The organism is Brenneria tiliae (assembly GCF_023347575.1).
GTDB lineage: Bacteria > Pseudomonadota > Gammaproteobacteria > Enterobacterales > Enterobacteriaceae > Brenneria > Brenneria corticis.
In genome coordinates, this window is the sequence record NZ_JAKPCB010000085.1 from 12,870 (window position 1) to 39,803 (window position 26,934).

General features: G+C 57.0%; 22 protein-coding genes. 10 read left to right on the plus strand and 12 right to left on the minus strand.

The annotated features are described in order from the left end of the window. Positions 1–211: 211 nt before the first annotated feature. From galM to modE, 4 genes are all read right to left on the minus strand, one after another. Positions 212–1,249 carry a galactose-1-epimerase gene (galM, locus tag MFP24_RS02065; RefSeq protein ID WP_249228947.1) on the minus strand — a complete coding sequence of 346 codons (1,038 nt, stop codon included), beginning with the start codon at positions 1,247–1,249 and terminating at the stop codon, positions 212–214. A 21-nt stretch (positions 1,250–1,270) separates the two neighbouring features. Further along, positions 1,271–2,287 (minus strand): UDP-glucose 4-epimerase GalE, encoded by a 1,017-nt coding sequence (gene galE / locus MFP24_RS02070; RefSeq protein WP_249228948.1) that lies wholly within the window; start codon positions 2,285–2,287, stop codon positions 1,271–1,273. 264 nt (positions 2,288–2,551) lie between these two features. Then, positions 2,552–4,039 (minus strand): molybdate ABC transporter ATP-binding protein ModF, encoded by a 1,488-nt coding sequence (modF, locus tag MFP24_RS02075; RefSeq protein ID WP_249228949.1) that lies wholly within the window; start codon positions 4,037–4,039, stop codon positions 2,552–2,554. Between the two features lie 69 nt (positions 4,040–4,108). Next, positions 4,109–4,900 (minus strand): molybdenum-dependent transcriptional regulator, encoded by a 792-nt coding sequence (modE, locus tag MFP24_RS02080; protein WP_249228950.1) that lies wholly within the window; start codon positions 4,898–4,900, stop codon positions 4,109–4,111. A gap of 204 nt (positions 4,901–5,104) precedes the next feature. On the opposite strand from modE, the gene MFP24_RS02085 reads away from it, so the two are divergent. From MFP24_RS02085 to MFP24_RS02110, 5 genes are all read left to right on the plus strand, one after another. Continuing rightward, positions 5,105–5,260, plus strand: a complete 156-nt coding sequence (locus tag MFP24_RS02085) for an AcrZ family multidrug efflux pump-associated protein (protein WP_249228951.1) — start codon at positions 5,105–5,107, stop codon at positions 5,258–5,260. A 149-nt stretch (positions 5,261–5,409) separates the two neighbouring features. Further along, on the plus strand, positions 5,410–6,183 hold the full coding sequence (modA, locus tag MFP24_RS02090; RefSeq protein ID WP_249228952.1) for a molybdate ABC transporter substrate-binding protein: 774 nt from the start codon (positions 5,410–5,412) through the stop codon (positions 6,181–6,183). Next, on the plus strand, positions 6,183–6,872 hold the full coding sequence (gene modB / locus MFP24_RS02095) for a molybdate ABC transporter permease subunit (RefSeq protein ID WP_249228953.1): 690 nt from the start codon (positions 6,183–6,185) through the stop codon (positions 6,870–6,872). The genes modA and modB overlap by 1 nt, the downstream gene beginning before the upstream one ends. Next, a complete protein-coding gene (gene modC / locus MFP24_RS02100) occupies positions 6,872–7,930 on the plus strand; it encodes a molybdenum ABC transporter ATP-binding protein ModC (RefSeq protein WP_249228954.1) in 1,059 nt (352 codons plus the stop codon). The genes modB and modC overlap by 1 nt, the downstream gene beginning before the upstream one ends. 401 nt (positions 7,931–8,331) lie before the next feature. Further along, positions 8,332–9,387: a PDDEXK nuclease domain-containing protein gene (locus MFP24_RS02110; protein WP_249228955.1), complete on the plus strand. Its 1,056-nt coding sequence runs from the start codon at positions 8,332–8,334 to the stop codon at positions 9,385–9,387. 26 nt (positions 9,388–9,413) lie between these two features. Here MFP24_RS02110 and MFP24_RS02115 read toward each other — a convergent pair whose 3' ends face one another. Continuing rightward, positions 9,414–10,235, minus strand: coding sequence for a pyridoxal phosphatase (locus MFP24_RS02115; RefSeq protein ID WP_249228956.1), 822 nt, complete (start codon positions 10,233–10,235; stop codon positions 9,414–9,416). Positions 10,236–10,396: 161 nt separating this feature from the next. On the opposite strand from MFP24_RS02115, the gene pgl reads away from it, so the two are divergent. After that, positions 10,397–11,395: a 6-phosphogluconolactonase gene (pgl, locus tag MFP24_RS02120; protein ID WP_249228957.1), complete on the plus strand. Its 999-nt coding sequence runs from the start codon at positions 10,397–10,399 to the stop codon at positions 11,393–11,395. Between the two features lie 170 nt (positions 11,396–11,565). Here pgl and MFP24_RS02125 read toward each other — a convergent pair whose 3' ends face one another. The 6 genes from MFP24_RS02125 to metG form a co-directional block, all read right to left on the minus strand. Further along, complete coding sequence (locus MFP24_RS02125; protein ID WP_249228958.1) at positions 11,566–12,816, minus strand: LVIVD repeat-containing protein; 1,251 nt, start codon at positions 12,814–12,816, stop codon at positions 11,566–11,568. A gap of 15 nt (positions 12,817–12,831) precedes the next feature. Next, positions 12,832–13,911, minus strand: coding sequence for a sugar ABC transporter substrate-binding protein (locus MFP24_RS02130; RefSeq protein WP_249228959.1), 1,080 nt, complete (start codon positions 13,909–13,911; stop codon positions 12,832–12,834). Positions 13,912–14,181: 270 nt separating this feature from the next. Next, positions 14,182–14,817, minus strand: coding sequence for a formate dehydrogenase-N subunit gamma (fdnI, locus tag MFP24_RS02135; protein WP_249228960.1), 636 nt, complete (start codon positions 14,815–14,817; stop codon positions 14,182–14,184). Further along, entirely contained in the window at positions 14,810–15,703 is an 894-nt protein-coding gene (fdxH, locus tag MFP24_RS02140) for a formate dehydrogenase subunit beta (RefSeq protein WP_249228961.1), read from the minus strand. Before fdxH ends, fdnI begins: the two co-directional genes overlap by 8 nt. A 12-nt stretch (positions 15,704–15,715) precedes the next feature. Further along, complete coding sequence (gene fdnG / locus MFP24_RS02145; protein ID WP_249228962.1) at positions 15,716–18,763, minus strand: formate dehydrogenase-N subunit alpha; 3,048 nt, start codon at positions 18,761–18,763, stop codon at positions 15,716–15,718. A 286-nt stretch (positions 18,764–19,049) separates the two neighbouring features. Further along, positions 19,050–21,077, minus strand: a complete 2,028-nt coding sequence (gene metG / locus MFP24_RS02150) for a methionine--tRNA ligase (RefSeq protein ID WP_249228963.1) — start codon at positions 21,075–21,077, stop codon at positions 19,050–19,052. A 198-nt stretch (positions 21,078–21,275) separates the two neighbouring features. On the opposite strand from metG, the gene apbC reads away from it, so the two are divergent. Further along, positions 21,276–22,385 carry an iron-sulfur cluster carrier protein ApbC gene (apbC, locus tag MFP24_RS02155; RefSeq protein ID WP_249228964.1) on the plus strand — a complete coding sequence of 370 codons (1,110 nt, stop codon included), beginning with the start codon at positions 21,276–21,278 and terminating at the stop codon, positions 22,383–22,385. 459 nt (positions 22,386–22,844) lie between these two features. Here the strand turns inward: apbC and MFP24_RS02160 are convergent, their stop codons facing one another. Beyond that, positions 22,845–23,135, minus strand: a complete 291-nt coding sequence (locus MFP24_RS02160) for a GIY-YIG nuclease family protein (protein WP_249228965.1) — start codon at positions 23,133–23,135, stop codon at positions 22,845–22,847. Between the two features lie 645 nt (positions 23,136–23,780). Between MFP24_RS02160 and udk the strand changes: the two genes are divergently transcribed. From udk to asmA, 3 genes are read left to right on the plus strand one after another with little or no spacing between them, the layout of a single operon-like run. After that, entirely contained in the window at positions 23,781–24,422 is a 642-nt protein-coding gene (gene udk, locus MFP24_RS02165; protein WP_249228966.1) for a uridine kinase, read from the plus strand. Positions 24,423–24,467: 45 nt separating this feature from the next. Continuing rightward, the gene (gene dcd, locus MFP24_RS02170) at positions 24,468–25,049 is read left to right on the plus strand and encodes a dCTP deaminase (protein WP_009113730.1); all 582 of its coding nucleotides are present in this window, start codon (positions 24,468–24,470) and stop codon (positions 25,047–25,049) included. A gap of 37 nt (positions 25,050–25,086) precedes the next feature. Further along, positions 25,087–26,919, plus strand: coding sequence for an outer membrane assembly protein AsmA (gene asmA / locus MFP24_RS02175; RefSeq protein ID WP_249228967.1), 1,833 nt, complete (start codon positions 25,087–25,089; stop codon positions 26,917–26,919). Positions 26,920–26,934: the final 15 nt, after the last annotated feature.

Genomic DNA, 26,934 nt, shown 5'->3' on the forward strand with positions numbered 1-26,934 from the left:
GCCTACAGCCGCGGGGACGACGGAAAAGGCGTTATTCCCGCGCGGGCAAAAGTATTATTCCCGCACAGGAAAAGTGTTATACCCGCACAGAAAAGGCGTCATTCCCGCGCAGGCGGGAATCTCTTACCCTCGGCGCCGTTTGCGAAAACAGGTCCCCGCCTGCGGCCGCGGGGACGACGATTCGGCAATAACCGCGGCAGTATGTCGTCGCCTACTGCGAAAAAAACTGGTAAGTCGTGTCGGAGCGGTACACCTGTCCCGGCCGCAGCCAGCAGTCTGGCTGCGGCCACTCCGGGTGATTGGGGCTGTCGGGCAGAAATTCGCTTTCCAGCGCTATCCCGGCGTAATTTTCATAGCCGCCGCCTTCCCGCGACGGCGTACCGGCCAGGAAGTTTCCGCTGTAAAGCTGTAAGGCGGGAGCGCTGGTAAATACGCTCATTAACACCCGCCTATCGGACGACCACAGATTCGCCGCCGGACTTTCACTGGCGCCGCAGGTGCCGTGCAACAGATAGGCATGATCGTAGCCGCCGACGGCAATCTGATCCTGGTCGCGCAGAAAGTCCTGCGCCAGCGTTTTAGGCTGCCGGAAATCCATCCCGCCGCCCTGTACCTGAGCGAGATGGTCGCCGGGGATACCCGCGGGGTTTACCGGCAGATAATAATCCGCGAACAGTTGCAGCTGATGTTGGCGTACGTCGCCCGGGCTGCCGTCGAGGTTAAAATAGGCGTGATTGGTCAGGCACACCGGACAGGCTTTCTCCGCGGTGGCCTGATAGACGATTTCCAGCGCGTTATTTTCGCTCAGCCGATAACATACCTGGGCGTTAAGCTGACCCGGATAGCCCTGATCGCCATCCGGCGAATAGAGCTGATAGGTGACGTGCGACGCATCCTGACTGAGAGTGCGCCAGCGCCGGGTGTGGAACCCTTGCGGTCCGCCGTGCAGCTGATGCTGGTCCTGATTGGCGTCCAGTTGGAAGATATCATCACCGCGACGGATCGTGGCGTTGGCGATACGGTTGGCGTAACGGCCGATCGAGGCGCCGAGATAGGCGCTTTGCCGTGGATATTGATCCGGCGATGCGCAGCCCAGCAGCACCTCCCGGATGTCGTCCTGGATGGGTAGCTGACAGGAAAGCCAGGTGGCGCCCCAGTCCATCAGGCAAACGCGCATACCGGCCGCATTCTGTAACCAGGTCAACTGAAACGGCCGTCCGTCCGGCGCCGCGGTTTTTTCATTCAGCATCGTTTGCTCCTGTGGCTCAAGTTAGTCCGGGTAGCCGTTAGGATGGGCGGATTGCCAGCGCCAGGTATCCTGCGCCATCTCTTGCAGCGAACGTTTTACCCGCCAGTTCAGGTCGTCGGCGGCTTTTTGCGCATCGGCCCAGTAGGCGGCCAGATCGCCCTGACGGCGCGGGGCGAAGTGATGGGCAACTGGCTTGCCGCATGCCCGACTGAAAGCCTCAACCACCTGCAAAACGCTGTAGCCGACGCCGGCGCCCAGATTGTAAATATGCACCCCGGCGCGGTTTTGCAGCGTATTCATCGCCGCGACGTGACCGTCGGCCAGATCGACAACGTGGATATAATCGCGCACGCCGGTGCCGTCCTCCGTCGGGTAGTCATTGCCGAAAATGGCCAGCGATTCGCGGCGGCCGACCGCAACCTGGGCGATATAGGGCATCAGATTGTTGGGAATACCCTGCGGATCTTCGCCCATTTCGCCCGAAGGATGGGCGCCGACCGGATTGAAATAGCGCAGCAGGGTAATGCTCCACTCAGGCTCCGCATGCTGCAAATCCTGTAAAATCTGTTCGACCATCAGTTTGCTGCGGCCGTATGGGCTGGCGGGATGGCCCGTCGGGAAGCTCTCCTGATAGGGGATGCGCGGCTGGTCGCCGTAAACCGTGGCGGAGGAGCTGAAAATCAGGTTTTTCACCCCGGCCCGCTTCATGGCTTCGACCAGCGCCAGCGTACCGTAGACGTTGTTGTCATAGTAGTCGATCGGTTTGCGGACGGATTCCCCTACGGCTTTCAAGCCGGCAAAGTGGATCACCGCATCAATCGCGTGGCGGGAAAAAATGTCATTCAGCAACGCGCCGTCGCGGATATCGCCCTGGTAAAAATCGGGGGCTTTGCCCGTCAATTGCGTGATGGTTTTAACCACGCTGGCTTTGCTGTTGCATAAATTGTCGAGAATGACGGGATGATGCCCGGCGGCCAGTAACTGTACGCAGGTATGGCTGCCAATGTAACCGCTTCCACCAGTAACAAGAACGTTCATAATGACCTCTATTGTGACGTTTCAGCAAAAATAACATGGCTGGTGGCTGAAAAAGGTGATCTACAGCGAAAACAGCGCCCGTTATCGATGATTATTTTAACAGGTAAACGTAAGTAAAAAGTTTAAGTAGCCGCTTCTGCTACGTGGATATTTTTTGAGTGGTATCGTTATCACCGCTTATATTTCCACGTACCAGCGTCATAGGATTGTGACTTTATGCCGGGAAAGCAATCAGAATCCTGAACATCTTCACTCTTCAGCCTGTTATTGCCGGGAAGCGGGAGGAATTTCTTCCGTTTGGTAGTCATACGCCTCATCTCCGGCGATAAAGGTTAGCCGGTGGGTAATGCACTGCGGCGCGTCCTCGGCGTGGTGGGAGACAAACAGCAGTTGCGTATCGCCTTCCCCAATCAGGATATCCAGCCAGCGGCGCACCAGCTGGCGGTTAAGGGGATCCAGCCCCTGCAACGGTTCATCGAGGATCAGCAAGGCCGGGTGTTTAACCAGCGCTCTGGCGATCAGCGCCAGTCGCTGTTGTCCCCAGGATAAAGCCTGGAACGGCGCATCCGCGAGGGGACCGTCCAGGCCCAGCAGGGTCAGCCATTGACCGGTCAACTGGCGCTGGCGGTCGGAAACGGCCTGATAAATGCCGATCGAATCGAAAAAACCGGACAGGATAACGTTTCGGACGCTGACGCTGACGCGATAATCAAGATGCAGGCTGCTGCTGACGTAACCGATATGCCGTTTGATATCCCAGATGGTTTCTCCGCTGCCGCGCCGGCGGCCGAACAGCGTGAGATCGTTGCTGTAGCCTTGCGGGTGGTCGCCGGTGATCAGGCTCAACAGGGTGGATTTTCCCGCGCCGTTCGGGCCGACGATCTGCCAGTGCTGGCCGGGCAGCACCTCCCAGTTCAGCCCGTGCAGTATCGGGCGATCGTTATACTGCACGATCCCGTTGCGCAGCGTGATGCGCGGTTGATCGGCGGGAAGCCTTGCGTGCTGCCGCGGATTTTCCGCTTCGGGAAGGGCGCTGCCCGACAGTTTCTCGCCGTAGGCCAACTGGGCGATAAGGGCTTCCGAAAGGATCTGTTCGCGTTCTCCGATGCGGGTCAGCGTACAGTCGGCAAGAATGCCCAGGTGATTGATAAAATCAGGAATATCGTCAAACCGATTCAGGATCAGCACCAGCGTATATCCCTGGGCGGCCAGCTCGGGCAGCTGCGCGGCAAGTTGCCCGCGGGAGGCGACGTCAAGCCCGTCGAAGGGTTCGTCGAGAATCAGCAGATCCGGCTGCGGCATCAGCGCCTGACACAGCATGGTCTTGCGCGTTTCGCCGGTGGAGAGATACTTGAAGCGGCGCTCCAGCAGCGGTTCAATGCCAAACTGCCGGGCAAGCCGTTGACAGCGCGCCCGATCTTTTACCCTATCCTGAATCACCTCGGCGGTGGTGCGCCCGGTATCGTCTTCGTCGGCGCTCAGCATATCGGTGTTATTACGCTGCCATTCCTCGGCGACCAACTGCTGCAACTGCTCAAACGACAAGCGGACGACTCGCTGAAAATCGCAGCGGCGTTCACCGCTCAGCAGCGGTAATTCGCCGGACAGCGCCCGCGCCAGCGCCGATTTCCCGCTGCCGTTTGCGCCGACAAACGCCGAGCACTGATTTTTCCTCAGCGTCAGTTCATCCAGACGCAGCATGCGGGTATCACTCAGCCGAAATAACCCTTGCGATATATGTAATAACGACATCTTTTATCCTTCGTCAGCGAATCGGACGGCAACTGCGAATGCGGGAGCGTATGGCCTGCCGGCCAATATTTAACAGAGCGTGGCGATAATGACTTTATCGGCGTCAAAATAAGCGCTGACATCCCCATCCTGCCTGAGCTGCTGTTGCGAGACCACCTCATTGGGGACGGTGGCGCACAGCGTTTCCCCGCCGGCCAGCGTCACCAGCACTTCGCTGTTTTCGGCACCGGGCTGAATGCCGGCGATGCGCCCATGCAGCACGTTGTCCGCTGACGCATCCGGGGGCGACCCCGCGCGTAAATTCACCCACGGCGCCTTAATCAGCGCCAGCACTTCTTTACCCGGCCGGAGCTGTAAACGCTCGGCGCTTTGCCGGGTAATCAACGCGCCGATGGTGGTTTTTCCGTCCGCGAGCAAAATTTCCAGATGCTGTTGCACCGGTCGATCGCTGCGGGCGAGCACGGTGCCAAAAAACTGATTTCTGGCGCTGGTCTGTAGCGAAAAACGGGCGATGGCGGCCAGCAGGCTATCCAGCGGCAAACTGTCTTCCTGCAGGACGTCAAAAGCCTTTTGCTGAATTTGCCCCAGCAGGTCATAAAGCTGAATCAGCCGTTCGCCATAGCCCGTTATGCGGGCGCCGCCGCCGCCTTTTCCGCCGGTCATGCGCTCAACCAGGGTGTGCTCGGCCAGCTGATTCATTTCGTTGATGGCGTCCCAGGCGCTTTTATAGCTGATCCCGGCCATTTTGGCGCCCTGACTGATTGATCCGCTTTGGCGGACCCGCTTCAGTAATTCGATGCGGCGCGGATCGGCAAATAGACGCTGCCGGAGTTTCAGGGTAAGGAGGATTTCAGCTTGCATGGCTAAGGGCCCGGGTAAGTGATGCCTGATTTTAATGTTTTGTATTGTCGCCATTTTCTTCATCAGGGGCAAATCGCACAAATGGCAGCGCTATTTTCTCTTGTTGAGGTACACTCCCGATCGAAGATTATGATAGCTTACGGTGAAACCGTTCGTTGAGTAAGCGACTGAAGTAACGGTAGCCGTTCGATAAGTGAGGTAAGCATGTTGGAATTATTGAAAAGCCTGCTGTTTGCAATCGCCATGGTACCGGTGATGATGGCGATTATTCTGGGCGCTATTTACGGCCTCGGCGAAGTATTTAACGTTCTTTCCAAAATTGGTCATACCGAAGAGCGTCGCGCTAAAAAGCAGTCTTGATTCATTTTTTATTCCCCTCCGATTCTGACGCCCGGCACGCCGCCGGGCGCTTTTCTGATGTTTGCGCAAATTGCCGTTAAACCGCATAGACACTGGCGGAATTATCGTTATATCATCAATTACACAACGATAATAATCGGGAGACGGAAATGAAACGGCAATGGTTTAAATGGTTGACGGCGCTGGTGCTCGGCGCAGGTATGGCGGTGCCGGCAATGGCGGCGGAAGAAAAGGTGACGGTATTCGCCGCGGCGTCGCTGACGAACGCGCTGCAAGAGATTGCGGCACAGTACCAGAAAGAGCAAAACGTTACGGTTGTCGCCTCATTTGCGTCGTCGTCAACCCTGGCCCGGCAGATTGAGCAGGGGGCGCCGGCGGAGCTGTTTATCTCCGCCGATCAGCAGTGGATGGATTATGTCCAGGATAAAAATCTGATCGACGCGGATAGTCGCCATACGCTGTTAGGTAATGAACTGGTGGTGATTGCCCCCAAGAGCAGTCAGCAAAAAGAGATCGCCATCAATGATAAAACCGACTGGAAAAGTCTGCTGCAAGGCGGACGTCTGGCGGTTGGCGACCCGGATCACGTTCCGGCCGGCATCTATGCCAAAGAAGCGCTGCAAAACCTGAAAGCGTGGGATGAACTTTCTCCGCTGATGGCGCGGGCGAATAGCGTACGCGCCGCCATGGCGCTGGTTGAACGCGAAGAGGCGCCCTTGGGTATCGTGTATGGTTCCGACGTGATCGTCAGTAATAAAGTCAAGGTTATCGGACAATTCCCGGCCAGCAGCCACAAACCGGTGGAATACCCGGTGGCGATAGTAAAAGATCGCCAAAACCCGGCGGTCAGCGCCTTTTACGCCTATCTGAAAACGCCGCAGGCCGCCGCGGTGTTTAAACGCTATGGATTTACCCCCCGTTAATGATGTTAAGCGACTACGAGTGGCAGGCGGTTGAGCTGAGCCTCAAGGTTTCGGTTGCGGCGGTGATTTGCAGCCTGCCGCTGGGGATACTGACGGCGTGGATTCTGGTACGCTGCCGCTTTCCGGGTAAATCCCTGCTGGATAGCGTGATCCATCTGCCGCTGGTGTTGCCGCCGGTGGTCATCGGTTATCTGTTGCTGGTGGCGATGGGGCGCCGGGGGGTAATTGGCGTCTGGCTGTATGACTGGTTTGGTTTCAGCTTCAGTTTCAGCTGGCGCGGCGCGGCGCTGGCGTCGGCGATCGTCGCTTTTCCCCTGATGGTCAGAGCGATACGTTTGTCGCTGGAAGCGGTGGACCGGCGTCTTGAACAGGCGGCGCGCACGCTGGGCGCCGCGCCCTGGCGGGTATTTTTCACCATTACCCTGCCGCTCTCTTTTCCCGGCATTGTGGTCGGTACGGTTCTGGCTTTCGCCCGTTCTCTGGGCGAGTTCGGCGCCACCATCACTTTTGTTTCCAATATTCCGGGGGAGACGCGAACCATCCCGCTGGCGATGTATACGCTGATCGAAACGCCCGGCGCGGAATCCGCCGCCGCGCGGCTGTGCGTTATTGCGATTGCGCTCTCGCTGGTGTCGTTATTATTGTCGGAATGGCTGACGCGCTGGAGCCGTAAGCGGTTGGGGGAATAATGCTGCAACTCGATTTTAACCAGCAGCTTGGCGATCTGAAGCTCAGCGTTAAAGAGGATTTACCCGCCAGCGGCATTACCGCCGTTTTTGGCGTCTCCGGCGCGGGGAAAACGTCGTTAATCAATGCCATCGTCGGCTTAACCCGGCCCGACTCGGGGCGTATCCTGCTCAACGATCGCGTGTTGGCGGACACCGGGCGGGGGATTTTCCTGCCGCCGGAAAAGCGCCATATCGGCTATGTGTTCCAGGATGCGCGCCTTTTCCCTCATTATCGCGTACGCGGTAATCTGCGTTATGGCATGGCCGCGGCCATGGGCAAACAGTTTGATGATATTGTCGCGCTGTTGGGCATTGCCCCGCTGCTCAATCGCTATCCGCTGACGTTATCCGGCGGTGAAAAGCAGCGCGTGGCGATCGGCCGCGCATTATTGACCGCTCCCCAACTGCTGCTGATGGATGAGCCGCTGGCCTCCCTCGATCTGCCGCGCAAGCGCGAGCTGCTGCCTTATCTGGAGCGGCTGGCGAAAGAAGTGAATATTCCCATTCTGTATGTCAGCCACAGCATGGAGGAAATTCTGCGGCTGGCGGATCGGGTGCTGGTGCTGGATCGGGGCAAAGTGAAAGCGCAGGGGCTGCTGGAGGAGGTCTGGGCCAGCAGCGCGTTACGTCCCTGGCTGCCGCGGGAAGAGCAGAGCAGCATACTCAATGTGCGCGTGCTGGAGCACCATGACCGCTACGCGATGACGGCGCTGTCGCTGGGCGACCGGCGCCTGTGGGTGGGGAAGGTTGACGCGCCGGTTAATACGCCGTTGCGTATCCGCATTAACGCCGCGGACGTGTCGCTGGTGCTTCAGCCGCCGCAGGTGAGCAGCATCCGCAATATACTGCCGGCCAGGGTGGCGGAGTGTATTGAGGTCGAGGATCAAATCGAGGTGAAGCTCGCCGTCGGCGAGCAAATCCTGTGGGCGAGAATTACGCCCTGGGCGCGGGACGATCTGGCGCTGCGCCCGAATCTGCCGCTCTATGCGCAGGTGAAAAGCGTGTCGATCACTCCCTAAGAGTGGTATCCGCCGGGGCGGGCCGTCTTGCCCGCCGCCCTTCAGGCCGTCTCTGGCAACGTTGAAAATCGCACCCGGCGATTTTCAAAATTTATGGAGGATTATTCCAAAGTTCACAATAAGCCCAACGCCAGGATGGCTATCAAGGTGTTATCGATAGTAACATCATCCCAATTCTGGAGCGGATGCAAGTCATGAACGTACAGCGGCCGCACGTGGCGGCAATGTTGAAGAATATGGCCCACAACCCCGCCAAAGCGAACCGTTCCCTTAGCGTTTTACGCAATCTGTCCGAAGTGTGGGGTTATCGTCCCGATGGCATAAACCCGTGCGCAAGACAGTCGAACGGGTGGGCGGCGTAAGGCTATCACGGTGGCACAATAAGTTCAGGGAGGAGCCGTATGATCAAACGTAAGGCATCCGTTACTCACGCCGAATCATCGGTTTTGCTAGGAGATATTCGAACACTGATCGCAGCATCGCGTCAGCGCACCGTTTCGGCGGTTAATGCCGAGCTGACTCTGTTATTCTGGCGCATTGGATATCGTATTCACACGGAGATTCTGGCGGGCCAGCGAGCAGACTATGGGGCAGAAATCGTACCAACCCTGGCGACTCAGTTGGTTCACGACTACGGTCGCGGATTCGCGGAGAAGAACTTGCGCCGGATGGTCAAATTCGCGACTGTCTTTCCGGACGAACAAATTGTCGCGACATTGTCGCGACAATTGTGTTGGTCTCATTTCGTCCTGTTGCTACCGCTTAAAGTGTCTATACAGCGGGAATACTACGCACACATGGCTAGCACTGAACGCTGGAGTGTACGAACGTTACGTGAACGTATTGACTCAATGCTCTATGAGCGTACGGCGCTGTCCCTGCAACCGGATGAATTAATCGCACGGGAATTGGCAACGTTGCATGGTGCGCAGCGCATATCGCCAGCGCTGGTCATGCGCGATCCCTATATCCTCGATTTCCTGGGACTGCGTGATAGCTGGCAGGAAAACGATCTTGAAGGGGCTATTGTCCGGGAAATGGAATCCTTTCTGTTGGAGCTTGGCGTCGGATTTACTTTCGTCGCCCGTCAGAAACGCATCCAGATCGACGACGAGGACTTCCATTTAGACCTTTTGTTCTATAACCGTAAGCTGCGGCGTCTGGTCGCGGTTGAATTGAAAGTGGGTGAGTTCAAGGCCGCCTACAAGGGACAGATGGAGCTTTACCTGCGCTGGCTGGACAAATACGAACGTGAGCCACAGGAAGCGCCACCTTTAGGTATCATTCTCTGTACCGGGAAGAAATCCGAGCAGATTGAACTGCTGGAACTGAACAAGTCAGGTATCCACGTCGCGGAATACCTGACTAGCCTGCCGCCGCGGGCTGTTCTGGTGGAACGGTTGCAACAGGCGACTCGGCGGGCGCAGTTACAAATCGAGCAGAATAAAAACAAATAACGGGAAAAATCGCTTCCAGCCATTTTTTATCTCAACACCCTGCTGCGGATCACCTCGGCGATGCCGGGCTCTTCGTTATGGCCGATAACCAGATCGGCGCAGGCTTTGATTTCATCCGCGCTGTTGCCCATCGCCACGCCGAGCCCGGCGCTCTTAAGCATGCTGAGATCGTTAAAGTTATCGCCAAAGGCGACAACCTCCTGCATGCGCATGCCTTGCTCTTCAACCCATTGGCGCAGCAGCTTACCTTTGCTATTGCCGGTTTGCGCGATATCCACCTGATCCTGCCACGACCACTCGCAGGCTAAACCGAGTTCCTGCTCCACGGTGCCGGAGAAATCGTTTAAGGTAGGGATATCCGCGTGGTGGGTGGCGAACTTCCAGATGGCGTGCGATAAATCCGCCTGTTGCGCCAAATCACCGACCTGTATGAACGACGGGCGTTGCAGTTCCGGCAGTGAAGCGGCCCAGGCCTGGGTGCGGGTAACATGTCCGGTCGGATGCTGGTAATACATGGCGTCATCGGCGTACATCAGGCCGTGGATGGCGAATTTTTGCAGCAGCGCCAGTACGCTTCGCGCCTGATCGGCGGAGAGCGGGCTGGTATGAGACGCCTGACCAGACAGATAGTCGTACACGTAGGTCCCGTTGCAGCAGATGGCGGGGGTATCGAGTTGCAGCGCCTGGTAAAAAGGATGGATCGCCGAATGATGGCGGCCGGTAACGATAACCACTTTGATGCCTTGCTGGCGCGCCAGCGCTAATGCGGCAAGTGATTCCGGCAAGATTCTTTTCTGTCGATCCAGAAGCGTTCCGTCGAGATCGAGCGCAATTACACGATAGGCCATAGTAGTCTCGTAAAGTGGTTGTAGAATAAAGGTATGGGCAATGATGGTACACCGTAAGTCAGGTTGCGCAAAATATGAGAAAGATGACTCATCTCTGCTTTTGATAAAAATTCTACGTATGCCTGAGCAGTAAAATTCGCATGAATGTAAAGGAGAATAGGATGCAGCAAGTAGTTTATGTCGCCAGTCCGGAGAGTCAGCAGATCCATGTATGGCAACTTGGCGCCCAGGGCGAACTGACGTTATTACAGGTGGTTGAAGCGCCCGGACAGGTACAGCCGATGGTGATTGCGCCCGATAGGCGTCATCTATACGTGGGCGTGCGCCCGGCGTTTCGCGTTATCAGTTACCGTATTGATAATAAAGGCCTGTTGACTGAGGCCGGGTCGGCGCCGTTACCCGGCAGCCCCACGCACCTATCTACCGATCGCCAGGGGCGTTTCCTGTTCAGCGCCTCCTACAGCGGCGCCAGCGTCAGCGTCAGTCCGATCGATGAAAACGGTCTGGCAGGCGCGCCGATCCAGCAGTTGGACGGTCTGGAAGGTTGCCATTCCACCAATATCGATCCGACCAATACGCTGGTGTGGGCGCCCTGTCTGAAAGAAGATCGCATTCGTCTGTATGATTTGAGCGCCGCGGGCGAACTGAGCGCGCATCAGCCGGCGGATTTGACCACCGTCGCCGGCGCCGGCCCGCGTCATATGGCGTTCCATCCCAATCAGCGTTTCGTCTACTGCGTGAACGAGCTGAACAGCTCGGTGGATGTTTACCAGCTTAACGCGCCGGACGGCAAGCCGCGCCGGGTTCAGACGCTGGATGCCATGCCCGCCGATTTTGCCGATACGCGCTGGGCGGCGGATATCCATATTACGCCGGACGGCCGCTTTCTTTACACCAGCGATCGCACCGCCAGCCTGTTAAGCATTTTCCAGGTATCGGAGGACGGCAGCGTGCTGTCATTAAGCGGCCATCAGCCGACGGAGACGCAGCCGCGCGGTTTCAATATTGACCATCGCGGTGAATTCCTGATTTCCGCCGGACAGAAATCCCGGCATATCGAGGTATATCGTATTAACGCCGCGGACGGCGCATTACAGCCGCTGGCGCGTTATGCGGTAGGGCAGGGGCCGATGTGGGTCAGCATTCTGGCGCTGGGCTGAGTCCAATGGCAATCATGTCGTCCGCAGCGAAGAGTATCACCGGTCATCTCGTGCAAATATTATCACCGGTCATTTCCTGTGAATATTAACGCCGTCATCCCCGCGCAGGCGGGGATCCTCTTCTTACCGCTCTGCGGTATCCGACAAAGCCGCTATCCGAAGTCGTCCGGTCAGCCGCGATACTCGATGATCGACAGGCCCGCGTTGTAGTCGGTGCTATAGATAATTCCCTCGGCATCGACAAACACATCGCAGGACTGGATCACCCGCGGCCGGCCGGGACGTTTGTCGACCATTTTCTGCGGCGCCGCCGGCACCAGCGCGCCGGTTTCCTTCGGCTGATAAGGGTTGCTGATATCGTAAGCCCGGACGCCGGCGTTCTGATAGGTGGCGAAAATCAGCGATGAGCTGATAAAACTCCCCGGCCGGTTTTCGTGCAGGTTATGCGGACCGAAATGGGCGCCTTTTTTCACATAATCCGTTTCGTTGGGCTGCGGGAAAGTGGCGATGCTGACCGGATTGCGCGGTTCCCGAATATCAAATACCCAGATAAGCTTCTCGCCGTCTTCCTGATTGTCCAGCACAGCTTCGTCCAGCACGATAAGCAGGTCGCGATCGGGCAACGGCAGCGCGGTATGCGTTCCGCCGCCGAATGGCGGGCTCCAGTTGCGGTGGCTGATAAGCTTGGGATGACGGCGATCGCTGACGTCCAGCAGTGTTAATCCGCCGTCGCGCCAGCTGCCGTAGGCGGTATCGCCGCTGACGATGGCATGGTGCAGCGCATAGCGCTTTCCTTGCGGCCAGTCCGCGGTTTCGCCGCCGGCGGTATGCATGCCGGGCAACCAGTAGCGCCCGGCGACCTCCGGACGGCGCGGATCGGCCAGGTCGATGGTGAGGAAAATGTAGTCGCTGTAGCCGTCCAGCAGCGCGGAAACATAGGCCCAGCGGCCGCCGACGTACCAGATACGGTGGATGCCGATGCCGTCCAGCGGCAGAAAGCTGATTTCGCGCGGCGTATCCGGCGTGGAAATATCAAAGATGCGCAGCCCGGCGCTCCAGCTTTTGCCCTGCTGTTTGGTGCTTACCGTCTCGGCGACCGAACGGGTGTAGTAAACTTTCTCTTCGGCGAAGCTGGCATCCGCGAACAGATCCCGCGCGTTGACCACCAGCAGTAAATCATCGTGCGCCTGCAGGTGTATGTTCCAGGTTCCGGGCGGCGCGGCGATAAAGCCGGCCGGCCGGGGATTTTTGGCATCACGGACGTCGACGATGGATACGCCCTGTGAAACCATATGTCCGATATAGGCGTAGCCGCGATGGACCATGACTTGCACGCCATCGGGTCTGCCGCCCTGGTCGCTGTGTCCGATCAGCCGCATATTGCGGCTGTAGTCCGGCGTCGGCAGGGGTTGTGATGCCATCGGTTGTCTCCGTTGTTATTTAGCCTTGGCCTGGGCTTCCAGCGTGGCGAACCACGGGGCGATAAAATCATCGGTCTGGCCCCAGCCGGGAATGATTTTACTCAGTCCGGCCACGTTTACCGGTCCCGGCTGGCTGGCTAACAGCGCCTGCGGGATCACCGCGGCTTTGAATTCATAGGTGGCCGGCGTCGGTTCACCGGCGATTTTATTGGCCACCAGGCGCAGGTTGACTTTGCCGATCAGTTTGGGATCGACCGCCACGCTCACTTTCCACGGACTGTTGGCTTCGCGCATCAGCTGCAGGTCCTGATTCGAGATATCAATACTGTAGATTTTGATTTCGGTGCGGCCGTTTTCTTTCAGCGCCTTATAAGCCCCCTGGGTGAATGCGTCCCATGAGCCCCAGATGGCGTCAATCTTGCCTTTCGGGTATTTCGCCAGCACCGCGCCGACCTTGTTGGCGGTGTCGCCCTGCACGTCAGATGATACCGCGCCGATGGATTCCAGCTCTTTGATGCCGGGATTTTCCTTAAGGAGCTGCTGATAGGCGAGCTGGCGGCGTTCCATCGGCGGGAAACCGGCTACCCAGAGTTTGATGATATTGGCCTTGCCGTTGAAGTCCTTGACCAACTGACCGAACGACCCGTGGGTGAGGGAAGCGTCATCCTGCTGAGAGACGGTCACGCCGGGGATTTCGCCGTTGACGGCGGTATCAAACACCGAAACCGCGATGCCGCTGTCGACGATGCGTTTGATTAAATCGGTGGAGTAGGGGTCGCGTCCCTGGGACAGAATGATGCCGTCGTATTTCTGGCTGATGGCCTGATTGACGAAATCCTGAAAGCGGGCGTCATCGCCGTTGCTCAGAAAGGTGCTGACCTTGAAGCCCAGCTTTTTGCCCTCTTCGAGCACGCCGGAAATAAACTGCGTGGTGTTGTCGTCAGACCCCAGATTACGAATAACCGCGATACGCACCGGGCCGTCATGCTGCGCCAGCGCCTGCGGGAGTGGCGCAATGGCGGCGGTCTCGGCGGCGAATACCGGGAAAGCGGTCGCCAGACTCAGCGCGAGCAGTGCAGGGGTAAATTTTTTCATTTATCGGCTCCATGGTGTATCAGCATTATATTGTGTTGGCAGTGGGCGACAGTTTTATAGCTGTCTTTATGTCTGGATGTCTGTTCCGCGACGATAGCGCATCATAACCGCTATGTTATAGGGGAGGAATGGGGCGGCGTTATGACTTTTGGGCGTAAGTTATAACCGTTGGTTTGTTTGGGGGAGCGCTGTTTCTGCATTGTCGCGCCTGAAGGTCCCTGCCTGCGCAGGGACGACGGAAAAGAGGCATCGGGATTTATCGCAGCCCGGTTACTTCTTCGCCTCTTTCTCTTTCAGGCTGCGCGCCCAGCGCGGATGGTGCTTTCTCGCCCACTTCTCGGAAACCTTCCCTTCAATCATGCCCTTGATCGATCCCTTGACCCAAAACGCCATATACATATGGATCAGGATGGCGTGGATCAGCACGATCGCCGCGGTGGCGTGAATCAGGATGGCGTAGCGCACCACGTCAATGGGAAACAGATGGGCGAAATAGGGCCGCCACATAATGATGCCGGTAATCAGCAGTACCAGCGTCAGCCCCATAATGCTCCAGAACATCATTTTCTGGCCGGGGTTGTATTTGCCCACGTCCGCCACTTCGTGCTCGTTGCCTTTCAGCACCTCGATGATATTGAGAAACCAGGGGATATCGCGCAGTTGCGGAATATTATGGCCGACAAAACGGATAAACATCGGGATCAGGCAGATAACGATCAGCACGCCGAAAATCGGGTGCATGATACGCCCCATCTGCGGCGTGCCGAATGTTTGCGTCAGCCACTGCAATGTCGGGAAAAACAAGGCGATTCCGGACAGTGAGACCAGAAAAAAACTGATGACGACAATCCAGTGACAGATGCGGTCAATGAATTTGGTGCGCAAAATCATTTTCTGTTTACTCATGTTTGTCCCCTTCCTCATTTTCGTGCTCTATTTCTTCGGTATTGGGGCCGATGCCCACATAGTGGAAGATTAATCCGGCAAACGTCGCGACGAACCCGAGCGCCGATAATGGTTTCAGAATGCCTTTCCACAGATCCACCGGCGTGGAGATTTGCGGGTTGTCAGGCAGGTTGTGATACAGCGACGGCCGGTCCGCGTGGTGCAGCACGTACATGACGTGGGTGCCGCCGACGCCCTGTGGATCGTAAAGGCCGGCCTGGGCGTAGCCGCGTTTTTTCAGGTCGATAAGCCGCTCTTCGGCAAGGTGTTTCATTTCCGCCTTGGTGCCGAAACGGATGGCGCCGGTCGGGCAGGTTTTCACGCACGCCGGCTCTTGCCCGACGCTGACGCGGTCGACGCACAGGGTGCATTTATAGACGCGGTTATCGTCTTTATTCAGCCGCGGGATATCAAACGGGCAGCCGGCGATACAGTAGCCGCAGCCGATGCAGTTTTCCGACTGAAAATCGACGATGCCGTTGGCGTACTGAATGATTGCCCCGGCGGACGGGCAGGCTTTCAGGCAGCCGGGGTCGCTGCAGTGCATACAGCCGTCCTTGCGGATCAGCCACTCCAGGCGGTCGTTTTCCTCCACTTCGGAAAAGCGCATCAGCGTCCAGGACTTGGCGCTCAGGTCGGCGGGGTTATCGTAGACCCCGGCGTTATGGCCCACCTCATCGCGGATATCGTTCCATTCGGAGCAGGCCACCTGGCAGGCTTTGCAGCCGATACAGGTGGTGACGTCGATAAGTTTGGCCACTTCGCTTTTATCGCTGCGCACCTGTGGAGGCGGTGTAAAGTCATTGGTGGCCGAACGTTTAATAATATCTTGAGATTGCATTGACATGGTTGGCTACCTTTACACCTTCTCTATGTTAACCAGAAACGCTTTATATTCAGGCGTTTGTGTATTAGCGTCACCGACGCTGGGGGTGAGTGTATTAGCCAGGAAGCCTTTGCGGGTCGCGCCCTCAAAGCCCCAGTGGCAAGGAATACCAACGGTTTCTACCGGCCGGCCGGCAATGTTCAGCGTTTTGATGCGCTTGGTGACCACGGCTTTCGCCTTGATATAGCCGCGCCGGCAGGAAACCCTGACTTCGTCGCCGGCCTTGATGCCTTTGTGCTGCGCCAGGTTTTCGCCGATTTCGATAAATTGCTCCGGCTGCACGATGGCGTTCAGCCTGGCGTGTTTGGTCCAGTGGCGGAACAGTTCGGTAATCGAGTAGGTGGTGGCGACGTAAGGGAAATCTTTCGCCGACCCCATGGTTTGCGCATCGCGGGCGAACAGCCGCGCCGCCGGGCTGGAAACCACGGACGGATGCAGCGGATTGGAGTCCAACGGCGTTTCAATCGGTTCATAATGCTCAGGGAACGGACCGTCCACCAGTTTGTCCACCGAGAACAGTCGGGCGAGGCCTTCCGGCAGCATAATAAACGGTCCGGTATCTTTGCCCGGCGGGACGGTGGCGGCGAAGTCGGGGATATCGATGCCGTGCCATTTCTTACCGTTCCACTCCAGCAGCTTACGCTTGCCGTCCCACGGTTTTCCCTGCAGGTCGGCGGAGGCGCGGTTGTACAGGATGCGGCGGTTTTGCGGCCATGCCCACGACCAGTTCGGCGTGCAGCCCAGACCGGCGTCGGCGTTATCGCGCTTATCCATCTGGTTGCCGGCTTCGGTCCAGCTGCCGGCGTAAATCCAGCAGAAACTGGCGGTGGTGCCGTCGTCGCGCAGCTGGGAGAAGTCGGCGAGCTGCTGGCCTTTTTGCAGGATAAGTTTACCGCTGTCGTCATAGATATCGGCCAGCGCCATCCCGTTCCCTTCGCGCGCGATCTCCTCGGGGGTCGGATCTTCCGGGTCCTGATAGTTCCAGTTGATGTTCATCAATGGATCGGGATAAGCCCCGCCTTCTTCGCGGTAGAGCTCGCGCAAGCGCATCAGCAGCTTGCCGAGGATCTTGCCGTCGTGCAGCGCTTCTCCCGGCGGCTCGGCCGCCGCCCAGTGCCATTGCAGCCAGCGGCCGGAGTTGGCGATGGAGCCGTTTTCTTCGGCAAAGCAGGAAGAGGGCAGGCGGAACACTTCGGTCTGGATCGATTGGGGAGCGACGTCGTTGAATTCGCCGTGGTTCTGCCAGAAGGTGGACGTCTCGGTCGCCAGCGGGTCGATGATCACCATAAATTTCAGTTTGGACAGCGCGGCGGTGGCCTTGTTTTTATCGGCGAAGGCGGCGATGGGATTAAAGCCCTGAACGATATAGCCATTTATTTTGCCCTCCATCATCAGCTCGGTCTGCGCCATGATGTCGTAGCTGCGATCCCATTTCGGCAGCCAGTCAAAGCCCCAATTATTCGACGCCTGCGCGTTTTCTCCGTAGAAGCTCTTCATCATGCTGATAAAGAATTTCGGCGTGTTTTTGAAGTAATTCACCTGATCGGGCAGCAGCGCGGTGGGCGTGATTTGCCCCAGATAGGTTGGCAAATCGATTTGTTTTTCCGACGGCAGCGGCATATAGCCGGGCAGGTTGGTGGTCAGCAGGCCGAGGTCGGTATAGCCCTGAATATTGGAGTGGCCGCGCAGGGCGTTGATGCCGCCGCCGGACATGCCGATATTCCCCAGCAGCAGTTGGATAATCGCCGCGGCGCGGATAATCTGCGCCCCGTTGGTATGGTGGGTCCAGCCCAGCGCATACATAAAAGTAGTGGTTTTGTCCGGTACGCAGGTTTCGGCCAGCGTACGGCAAATTTCTTCATAATCCCCGGCCGGCGTTCCGCACAGCGACGTCACCATTTCCGGGGTATAGCGCGCGACGTGTTTTTTCAGCAGATTCCACACGCAGCGCGGGTGAGACAGGGTGACGTCGCGTTTGGCGAAGCCGGAGGCGTCCAGTTCGTATTGCCAGCTGGATTTATCGTACTGGCGCGTCTGTGGGTTATAACCGCTGAACAGGCCTTCGTCGAAACTGAAATCATCGCGCACGATCAGGCTGGCGCTGGTATAGGACACCACATATTCGCGGTGAATTTTATCGTGGGTGATAAGGTAATTGACGATGCCCAGCAGGAAGGCGGCATCGGACCCGGCGCGGATAGGGGCGTAGAGATCGGCCACCGCGGCGGAGCGGTTAAAGCGCGGATCGACGACGATCAGCTTGGCGTTGTTGTGCGTTTTTGCTTCCACCGCCCATTTGAAGCCCACGGGGTGCGCTTCCGCCGGGTTGCCGCCCATGACGATGACCACATCGGCGTTTTTGATATCGACCCAGTTATTGGTCATGGCGCCGCGACCGAAGGTCGGCGCCAGTGCGGCGACGGTCGGTCCATGACACAGACGCGCCTGGCAATCAATGGCGACCATGCCCAGCGAGCGCACGAATTTTTGATCGAGGATCCCGGTTTCATTGCTGGCGGCGGAGGAGCAGAGCATTCCGGTGGTCAGCCAGCGGTTAACGGTGACGCCCTGGGCGTTGGTGCGCTCAAAGTTGGCGTCGCGGTCGGCCTTCATCAGCCGGGCGATGCGGTCGATGGCCTCATCCCAAGTGATACGCTGCCACTTGTCCGAGCCGGGCGCTCGGTACTCGGGATATTGCAGACGGTTTTCGCTGTGAATGTAGTCCACCAGGCCGGCGCCTTTCGGGCATAAGGACCCGCGGCTGACCGGATGGTCGGCGTCGCCTTCAATATGGAAAATGGAGGGTTTGGCGTTTTTGGCGCCGTCCCCCAGGCTATACATCAGGACGCCGCAGCCAACGGAACAGTAAGTACAGTTATTGCGTGTTTCTTTTGCTCGTAACAGTTTGTATTGACGTACTGACGCCATTGCTTCCGTAGGAGTGAAACCCAGCATTGCCAGCGTGGTCCCGGCCATCCCGCCCGCGCAAACTTTAAAGAAACCTCTTCGGTTCAGGTTCATTAGCTTCCCTATAATTATTATGTATCATTATTGTTACGGGCAATTTAACAATACAAAAAATGTGGGTTTTGCGCGAAATCAAAATTTAAGTATTTAAAGTATCTGATTAGCCCTTGATAGGTATGAATTGTGTGCGCTGTATCACGTTTTATACGGCGAGGGGTTAAATATGTGTTGAATTAGGGTTCGATAGTGGTAACGAAACGGGCAAGGAAAAACGGCGGACGGCAAGCGGGAAAAGCGGCGAAAATAGCAGGCCGAACGGATGTTCGGCCTGAGAGCGAGATTATTTAACCTGCATACCGGGTTGCGCCCCGCTGTCCGGGCTGAGCAGGAAGATATCTTTCCCGCCGGGGCCCGCCGCCATCACCATTCCTTCGGATAGGCCAAAGCGCATTTTGCGCGGCGCCAGGTTGGCGACCATTACGGTCAGCCGCCCTTCCAGCACCGACGGATCGGGATAAGCGGTACGGATGCCGGAGAATACCTGGCGGGTTTCACCGCCCAGATCCAGCGTAAGACGCAGTAGCTTATCGGAGCCGTCAACCAACTCGGCCTGTTTGATCAGGGCGATACGCATATCCACCTTGTCAAAGTCGTCAAAGCCGATGGTTTCCTGCACCGGTGTCTCCGCCAGCGGGCCGGAAGCGGTTTTTGTCGCCGTCATGTCCTCTTTGGAGGCGTTCACCATATCGTTGACTTTATCCACATCGATGCGGTTGAACAGCGCCTTGAAGGCGTTGATGCGATGGCCCAGCAACGGCACGGCGATCTCATTCCAACGCAGTTCCTGGTTCAGGAAAGACTCCGCCCGCTCAGCCAGCGACGGCAGCACCGGTTTCAGGTAGGTCATCAGCACGCGGAACAGGTTGATGCCCATGGAGCAGATGGCCTGCAGGTCGGCGTCGCGGCCTTCCTCTTTCGCCACCACCCACGGCGCCTGCTCGTCGACGTAACGGTTGGCCAGATCGGCCAGCGCCATCACCTCGCGGATTGCCCGGCCGGACTCACGCTGATTAAAGGCGTCGGCAATGCTGGCGGCGGCGTCGGTAAAGGTTTTATACAGCTCCGCGTCGGCCAGCTTATCGGCCAGCCTGCCGTCGAAACGCTTGTTGATAAAACCGGCGTTACGGGAGGCCAGATTGACCAGCTTGTTGACGATATCGGCGTTCACGCGCTGAACGAAGTCTTCCAGATTAAGATCGATGTCGTCGATGCGCGAAGAGAGCTTGGCCGCGTAGTAATAGCGCAGGCAGTCCGCATCCAGATGCTTGAGGTAGGTATCGGCCTTGATAAAGGTGCCGCGCGATTTTGACATCTTGGCGCCGTTGACCGTCACATAACCGTGGACAAACAGGTTGGTGGGTTTACGGAAATTACTGCCTTCCAGCATGGCGGGCCAAAACAGGCTGTGGAAATAAACAATGTCTTTACCGATAAAGTGATACAGCTCGGCGGTGGAACCCTGGCGCCAGAACTCATCGAAATCGATATCGCCGCGCTTATCGCACAGATTTTTGAATGAGCCCATGTAGCCGATTGGCGCATCCAGCCAGACGTAGAAATATTTGCCCGGCGCGTCCGGGACTTCAAAGCCGAAGTAAGGGGCGTCGCGGGAAATATCCCACTGTTGCAGGCCGGCGTCGAACCACTCCTGCATCTTATTGGCTACCTGCTCCTGCAGCGCGCCGGAGCGCGTCCAGGCTTGCAGCATGTCGCTGAAGGCGGGCAAGTCGAAAAAGAAATGCTCGGATTCGCGCATCACCGGCGTGGCGCCCGACACGGCCGACTTCGGATCGATAAGTTCGGTCGGGCTGTAGGTCGCCCCGCAGACTTCACAGTTATCGCCATACTGATCGGCCGCTTTACATCTCGGGCAGGTGCCCTTGACGAAACGGTCCGGCAGGAACATGCCTTTTTCCGGATCGTAAAGCTGCGAGATGGTGCGGTTTTTAATAAAACCGTTCTCCTTCAGCCGGCGATAAATCAGGCTGGACAGCTCGCGGTTTTCTTCACTGTGCGTGGAGTGATAATTGTCGTAGCTGATGTTGAAGCCGGCGAAATCCTGCTGATGTTCCTGACCTATCGCCGCAATCATCTGCTCGGGGGCGATCCCCATCTGCTGGGCTTTCAGCATGATCGGCGTGCCGTGGGCATCGTCCGCACAGATAAAGTAAACCTGGTTGTCGCGCATTCGCTGGTACCGAACCCAGATATCCGCCTGAATGTGTTCAAGCATATGACCGAGGTGGATCGAACCGTTGGCATAAGGCAGCGCGCACGTTACCAATATTTTCTTTGCGACTTGAGTCATGAGGAACTTGCTTTCTTTTGTGATAGAGGGAAGTTGATGTTAACCGATAGCGCCTTGCTGCGTAAACCGCTGCCTCGCCTAAATCCTTTCCGCAGGGATATGGCCGGGCGGATGATTCAGTATGAATGTCGGGGTCTCCTTCTGGTATGCTATAACCGTTTTCTATCGGTTAAATAATGAAAAATTCAAGGAGCCGGAATGAACTCTAAACTCCCCGATCGGCGTCCGGACGCTCTGCGTGCCCTGGTTACCGGGGTTCTGTCGACTTTTCAGCACCCGACGTTGAAAAATAATCTGACCACGCTGCATGCGCTGCACCACTGCGCGCTGCTGGACGATGTGCTGCATATTGAACTGACCATGCCGTTTGCCTGGCTGAGCGGTCTGGAAGCGTTAAAAGAAGCGGTAAGCGATGAGCTGCTGCGCCTGTCCGGGGCGAAAGCGCTGGAGTGGCGTTTGACGCACAGTATCGCCACCTTGCGACGGGTGAACGATCAGGCCGGGATAAAAGGGGTGAAGAATATCATCGCGGTCAGCTCCGGCAAGGGCGGCGTCGGCAAATCCAGTACCGCGGTGAATATGGCGCTGGCGCTGGCCGCGGAAGGCGCCAACGTCGGCATTCTGGACGCCGATATCTACGGGCCGTCGATTCCGACCATGCTGGGCGCGGCGAGCGAGCGGCCCACCTCGCCGGACGGTCAGCATATGGCGCCGATTATGGCGCACGGACTGGCGACCAATTCCATTGGCTATCTGGTCACCGATGATAACGCCATGGTGTGGCGCGGGCCGATGGCCAGTAAAGCGCTGTTGCAGCTGTTGCAGGACACCCTCTGGCCGGACCTGGATTATCTGGTGCTGGATATGCCGCCGGGCACCGGGGATATCCAGTTGACGCTGGCGCAGAGTATTCCGGTCACCGGCGCGGTGGTGGTGACCACGCCGCAGGATATCGCCCTGATGGATGCCATGAAGGGTATCGCCATGTTTGAGAAAGTCAGCGTGCCGGTTCTCGGCATCGTGGAAAACATGAGCGTCCATATTTGCAGCCATTGCGGCCATCTGGAGCCGATTTTCGGCGCCGGCGGCGCGCAGCGGCTGGCGGAGAAATACCACTGCGCGCTGCTGGGACAATTGCCGCTGCATATTTCGCTGCGCGAGGATCTGGATCGCGGCGAACCGACGGTGGTCAGCCATCCCGACAGTGAATTTACCTCATTATACCGCGAGCTGGCCGGGCAGGTCGCGGCGCAGCTTTACTGGCAGGGCGAGATTATTCCAACCGAGATTTCTTTCCGGGCGCTGTAGCGTCGTTGATGACGGAGTTGGGTGGGGGAGAGTAACTTGGCTATGGATGCTTAAACCGCATCCCCATTTCCGTCGTCCCCGCCTCCTCTCCGTCGTCCCAACCTCCTCTCCGTCGTCCCAACCTCCTCTCCGTCGTCCCTGCGTCTGTAGGCAGGGACCTGCTTCCACTGGTGGCTCGAAGTACCAGAGATTCCTGCTTTCGCAGGAACGACGGATGGGGAAGGCGGCGTTTCCGCTCCGTCGTCCCCGCTTCCTCTCCGTCATCCCCACCTCCTCTCCGTCGTCCCTGCCTCCTCTCCGTCGTCCCTGCGTCTGTAGGCAGGGACCTGCATTTGCTGGCGACTGGGTACAAAAAACGCCCTCTTACTCATCCATTCCTGGGACTCGCCCTACAGGTCGCCGCAGGCGGTATCAAAAACACATCTGGTGTTTTTGTGCGCAGGAATAACGGAAAAGGTTTCAAATAAGATGATGATATAGATCGTCCCAGCGGGGATTTATGCTTTCAATCAACCTGATTTTCCAGGCTCTTTTCCACTTTTTCATCTGTTTTTCTCGCAAAATGGCATTATTCATATCCTCAAAATATTCGTAATAGACCAGCATATGTAAGTGATATTTTTGAGTGAACCCACCAGTAATGCGATTTTTGTGTTGCCATATCCGTTTGGTCAAATGACTACTTACACCGATATAAAGTGAGCCATAAGGCTTGTTGGTCAAGATATATATACAAGGTTGTTTGCTCATATCCGCATTCTTAAAAACGGTTCTACGTGAGATAACTCGTTTTAATCTGAAAAATGCAAAGAGTCAGGTGCTCTAATTGAAATCAGGAATGCTATTCGCAGATTTAGGCCTGTTTCTGAGGTAATGTACCGCTGTTGGGTAGATTCCTCTCCGCGAAAGCGGGGACCTGCGGGAATGACGGATGGGGAAAGGCGGCGTTCCCTCTCCGGAGTTCCATCTCCTCTACGTCGCCCCGATTCCTCTCCGTCATCCCAACCTCCTCTCCGTCATCCCAACCTCCTCTCCGTCATCCCAACCTCTTCTCCGTCATCCCAACCTCTTCTCCGTCATCCCTGCGGCCGTAGGCAGGGATCTGCTTTTCGCTGGCGACTCGGAGTCCCAGAGATTCCCGCTTGCGCGGGAACGACGGAGGAGAAGGACTTGACTGCGGTGCTTATTTTACCACCGGTCATCCGCGTGTTTTACCATTGTCATCCCCACGCGGTAGGCGGAGACCTACTTTCACTGGAGGCTCAGAGTTGCTGAACTGCCTCCTCTCAGTGGTGGAAAGGCTGGCGCGAACAGCGCTAACTCCTTATAATTGCCGCGTCGCAGCACCATTGGTGTATCCCTCTCTTTTTTATGTTAATCAGGTCGTTAATTACCATGACTGATAAGTCTCATCAGTGTGTCATCATCGGGATAGCGGGTGCGTCTGCTTCCGGTAAAAGTCTTATTTCCAGCACGTTATACCGTGAATTGCGTGACCAGGTTGGTGACGAACATATTGGTGTGATACCCGAAGACAGTTACTACAAAGATCAAAGCCATCTGACGATGGAAGAACGGGTCAAAACGAATTACGACCATCCCAGCGCCATGGATCACAGCCTGCTGCTAACGCATCTGCAAATGTTAAAAGCCGGCCAGGCGATAGAACTTCCCCTCTATAGCTATGTTGAACATACCCGGATGCGGGAAACGGTGCATCTTGAGCCGAAGAAGGTCGTTATTCTGGAAGGTATTCTGCTATTGACCGAAGCCCGCCTGCGCGACGAGATGAATTTTTCCATTTTTGTCGATACCCCGCTGGATATCTGCCTGATGCGCCGTATGCGCCGCGATGTCAACGAGCGCGGCCGTTCCATGGACTCGGTGATGGAGCAGTACCAGAAAACGGTACGCCCGATGTTCCTGCAATTCATCGAGCCATCCAAACAATATGCCGATATTATTGTACCGCGCGGCGGCAAAAACCGTATTGCGATTGATATTCTGAAAGCCAAGATAAGCCAGTTCTTTGAATAATCTTTTTGGGCTTTTTTACCCATTACCGATTCGAGTGGAGAAAAAATGAGACTGTGTGATCGTGATATTGAAGCCTGGCTGGATGACGGCCGGTTATCAATTACGCCCCGTCCGCCAACAGAAAGAATTAATGGCGCGACCGTCGATGTCCGTTTAGGCAATCAGTTTCGGGTCTTCAGAGGACACACCGCGGCCTTTATTGATTTAAGCGGGCCGAAGGATGAGGTCAGCGCGGCGCTGGATCGCGTAATGAGCGATGAAATCAATCTGCCGGAAGGCGAAGCCTTCTTTCTGCATCCGGGCGAGCTGGCGCTGGCGGTCACGCTGGAGTCGGTAACCTTGCCGGATAATCTGGTGGGCTGGCTTGACGGACGCTCCTCGCTGGCGCGTTTAGGGTTAATGGTTCACGTTACCGCGCATCGTATCGATCCCGGTTGGCAGGGAAGAATTGTGCTGGAGTTCTATAATTCAGGTAAGTTGCCGTTGGCGCTACGCCCCGGCATGATGATTGGCGCGCTGAGTTTTGAGCCGCTTTCGGGGCCGGCGGCCCGCCCGTACAACCGCCGTCAGGATGCCAAATATAAAGATCAGCAGGGCGCAGTGGCGAGCCGCATCGACAAAGACTGACTGATTGCTGCCGTAGGCGAATGACAATGAGGATGGCATGAGAAGATTTCTGACGACACTGGCGATTCTGCTTGTTGTGCTGGTGGCAGGAATGACGGCGCTGGTGGTGCTGGTTAATCCCAATGACTTTCGCGCTTATATGGTCAGGCAGGTCGAGGATCGCAGCGGCTATCAGCTGCGGCTGGATGGCGAACTGCGCTGGCATGTCTGGCCGCAGCTGAGCATTCTCTCCGGCGGCATGTCGCTGAGCGCGCCGGGCGCGACCGCGCCGCTGGTCAGCGCCGAAAACATGCGTCTGGATGTTAAACTCTGGCCGCTTCTCTCCCATAAGCTCGCCGTCAAGCAGGTGATGCTGAAAGGCGCGGTTATTCGGCTGACGCCGGAAAGCGAAGCTAAATCCACCGGCAACGCCCCCATCGCCCCGCCAGGTTCGCCGGCGCCCGCCGAGACGCAAGGCTGGAAGCTGGATATTGATAAGTTAAGGGTTGCGGACAGTCTGCTGATTCTGCAACGCAACGACAATGAGCAAATAAACGTTCGCGATATCAACCTATTAATGGAGCAGGACGGCGACCGTCAGGTGAGCATCGAGCTGTCCAGCCGCGTCAATCGCGATCAGCGGGATATCGCTGTCTCGCTGTCCGCCGATCTGGATATGCTGCATTTCCCGCAGCAGGTCAATGCGAATATTGAGAAGCTGGATTACCAGATTCAGGGGGCGGACATTCCGGCGGGCGGCATTACCGGCAGCGGCAGCTTGCAGGTCAGCTATCAGCGCCAGCCTGAAAAGATTACCCTAAGCCAGCTGGCGCTGAGCGCCAATGAGAGTCAACTGACGGGAAGCGGCAGCGCCGCGCTTGGCGATATTCCCGACTATGTACTGGATTTGAAGTCCGACAAGCTCGATTTGGATGCTCTGCTCGGCATCAAGCTTGGCGTAGAGCACGGTTCCTCACCTGCTCAGGTTAAAGCGGGCAAGCCGGTTATCTCTGCTAAAAGCGCGGTGAAACCCGGCGAGAGTCCTCTACAGGAATTCACGGCGCGTTTGTCATTGCAGGCGGAATCATTGATTTATCGCGGGCTTAACATTAACCAGTTTACCGTGCAGGCGACCAATCAGCAGGGGCTGCTGAATATCGCCACGCTGAGTGGAAAATTGGGGGAGGGGCATTTTTCTCTGCCGGGCAAGATGGATATCACCGCGTCTCCCGCCATCACGCTGCAACCGGAATTGAATAATATCGATATCGCACCGCTGACGGCGGCATTTGCCTTGCCGGAAAGCCTGAGCGGTAAGCTCTCCATGCGCGGCGAGTTCGGCGGCGATGCCTTTACACTGCCGGCCTTGACGCAGCAGTGGCGGGGGAGCGCGGCGCTGCAAGCCCGCAATCTGCGTTTCCACGGATTGAACATTCAGCAGATGGTGCAGATGGCCGTCGCGCGCAGCAGCAACAGCGTGCGGGGTCAGGAACGCTACGAACGCTATACCGAAGTCCGGCAGTTGACGGCAAACATTCAGTTGAACGCCGGCAAGCTAAAGATAAATGAACTGAGCGGCAGCTCTGAATTCCTGGCGCTGACCGGGGCCGGGCAGATTGACCTCCCGGCGAGAACCTGCGATACCAACCTGAACGTGCGGGTTACCGATGGCTGGCAGGGCGATGAGCAGCTGATCGAGGTACTGCGGGATACGGCGATTCCGTTACGGCTATACGGTTCGTGGGACAAGCTGAATTATCAGTTGCAGGTAGATCAACTGCTGCGCAAGCGCTTGCAGAATGAGATGAAAAAGCGCTTAAACCAGTGGGCGGATAAGAACCAGCAAAGCCAGAAAGGTAAGGATCTGAAACAACTGCTCGATCGGCTTTAAAGCAGCGTATTCCAG

Bases quoted from the DNA above. Each gene is read 5' to 3' on its own strand.
- pgl (WP_249228957.1), top strand. From the start codon at position 10,397: ATGCAGCAAGTAGTTTATGTCGCCAGTCCGGAGAGTCAGCAGATCCAT.
- metG (WP_249228963.1), bottom strand. From the start codon at position 21,077: ATGACTCAAGTCGCAAAGAAAATATTGGTAACGTGCGCGCTGCCTTAT.
- modE (WP_249228950.1), bottom strand. From the start codon at position 4,900: ATGCAAGCTGAAATCCTCCTTACCCTGAAACTCCGGCAGCGTCTATTT.
- dcd (WP_009113730.1), top strand. From the start codon at position 24,468: ATGAGACTGTGTGATCGTGATATTGAAGCCTGGCTGGATGACGGCCGG.
- MFP24_RS02110 (WP_249228955.1), top strand. From the start codon at position 8,332: ATGATCAAACGTAAGGCATCCGTTACTCACGCCGAATCATCGGTTTTG.
- MFP24_RS02085 (WP_249228951.1), top strand. From the start codon at position 5,105: ATGTTGGAATTATTGAAAAGCCTGCTGTTTGCAATCGCCATGGTACCG.
- modF (WP_249228949.1), bottom strand. From the start codon at position 4,039: ATGTCGTTATTACATATATCGCAAGGGTTATTTCGGCTGAGTGATACC.
- modC (WP_249228954.1), top strand. From the start codon at position 6,872: ATGCTGCAACTCGATTTTAACCAGCAGCTTGGCGATCTGAAGCTCAGC.
- udk (WP_249228966.1), top strand. From the start codon at position 23,781: ATGACTGATAAGTCTCATCAGTGTGTCATCATCGGGATAGCGGGTGCG.
- fdxH (WP_249228961.1), bottom strand. From the start codon at position 15,703: ATGTCAATGCAATCTCAAGATATTATTAAACGTTCGGCCACCAATGAC.
- MFP24_RS02160 (WP_249228965.1), bottom strand. From the start codon at position 23,135: ATGAGCAAACAACCTTGTATATATATCTTGACCAACAAGCCTTATGGC.
- modB (WP_249228953.1), top strand. From the start codon at position 6,183: ATGATGTTAAGCGACTACGAGTGGCAGGCGGTTGAGCTGAGCCTCAAG.
- fdnI (WP_249228960.1), bottom strand. From the start codon at position 14,817: ATGAGTAAACAGAAAATGATTTTGCGCACCAAATTCATTGACCGCATC.
- galE (WP_249228948.1), bottom strand. From the start codon at position 2,287: ATGAACGTTCTTGTTACTGGTGGAAGCGGTTACATTGGCAGCCATACC.
- asmA (WP_249228967.1), top strand. From the start codon at position 25,087: ATGAGAAGATTTCTGACGACACTGGCGATTCTGCTTGTTGTGCTGGTG.
- MFP24_RS02115 (WP_249228956.1), bottom strand. From the start codon at position 10,235: ATGGCCTATCGTGTAATTGCGCTCGATCTCGACGGAACGCTTCTGGAT.
- galM (WP_249228947.1), bottom strand. From the start codon at position 1,249: ATGCTGAATGAAAAAACCGCGGCGCCGGACGGACGGCCGTTTCAGTTG.
- MFP24_RS02125 (WP_249228958.1), bottom strand. From the start codon at position 12,816: ATGGCATCACAACCCCTGCCGACGCCGGACTACAGCCGCAATATGCGG.
- MFP24_RS02130 (WP_249228959.1), bottom strand. From the start codon at position 13,911: ATGAAAAAATTTACCCCTGCACTGCTCGCGCTGAGTCTGGCGACCGCT.
- fdnG (WP_249228962.1), bottom strand. From the start codon at position 18,763: ATGAACCTGAACCGAAGAGGTTTCTTTAAAGTTTGCGCGGGCGGGATG.
- apbC (WP_249228964.1), top strand. From the start codon at position 21,276: ATGAACTCTAAACTCCCCGATCGGCGTCCGGACGCTCTGCGTGCCCTG.
- modA (WP_249228952.1), top strand. From the start codon at position 5,410: ATGAAACGGCAATGGTTTAAATGGTTGACGGCGCTGGTGCTCGGCGCA.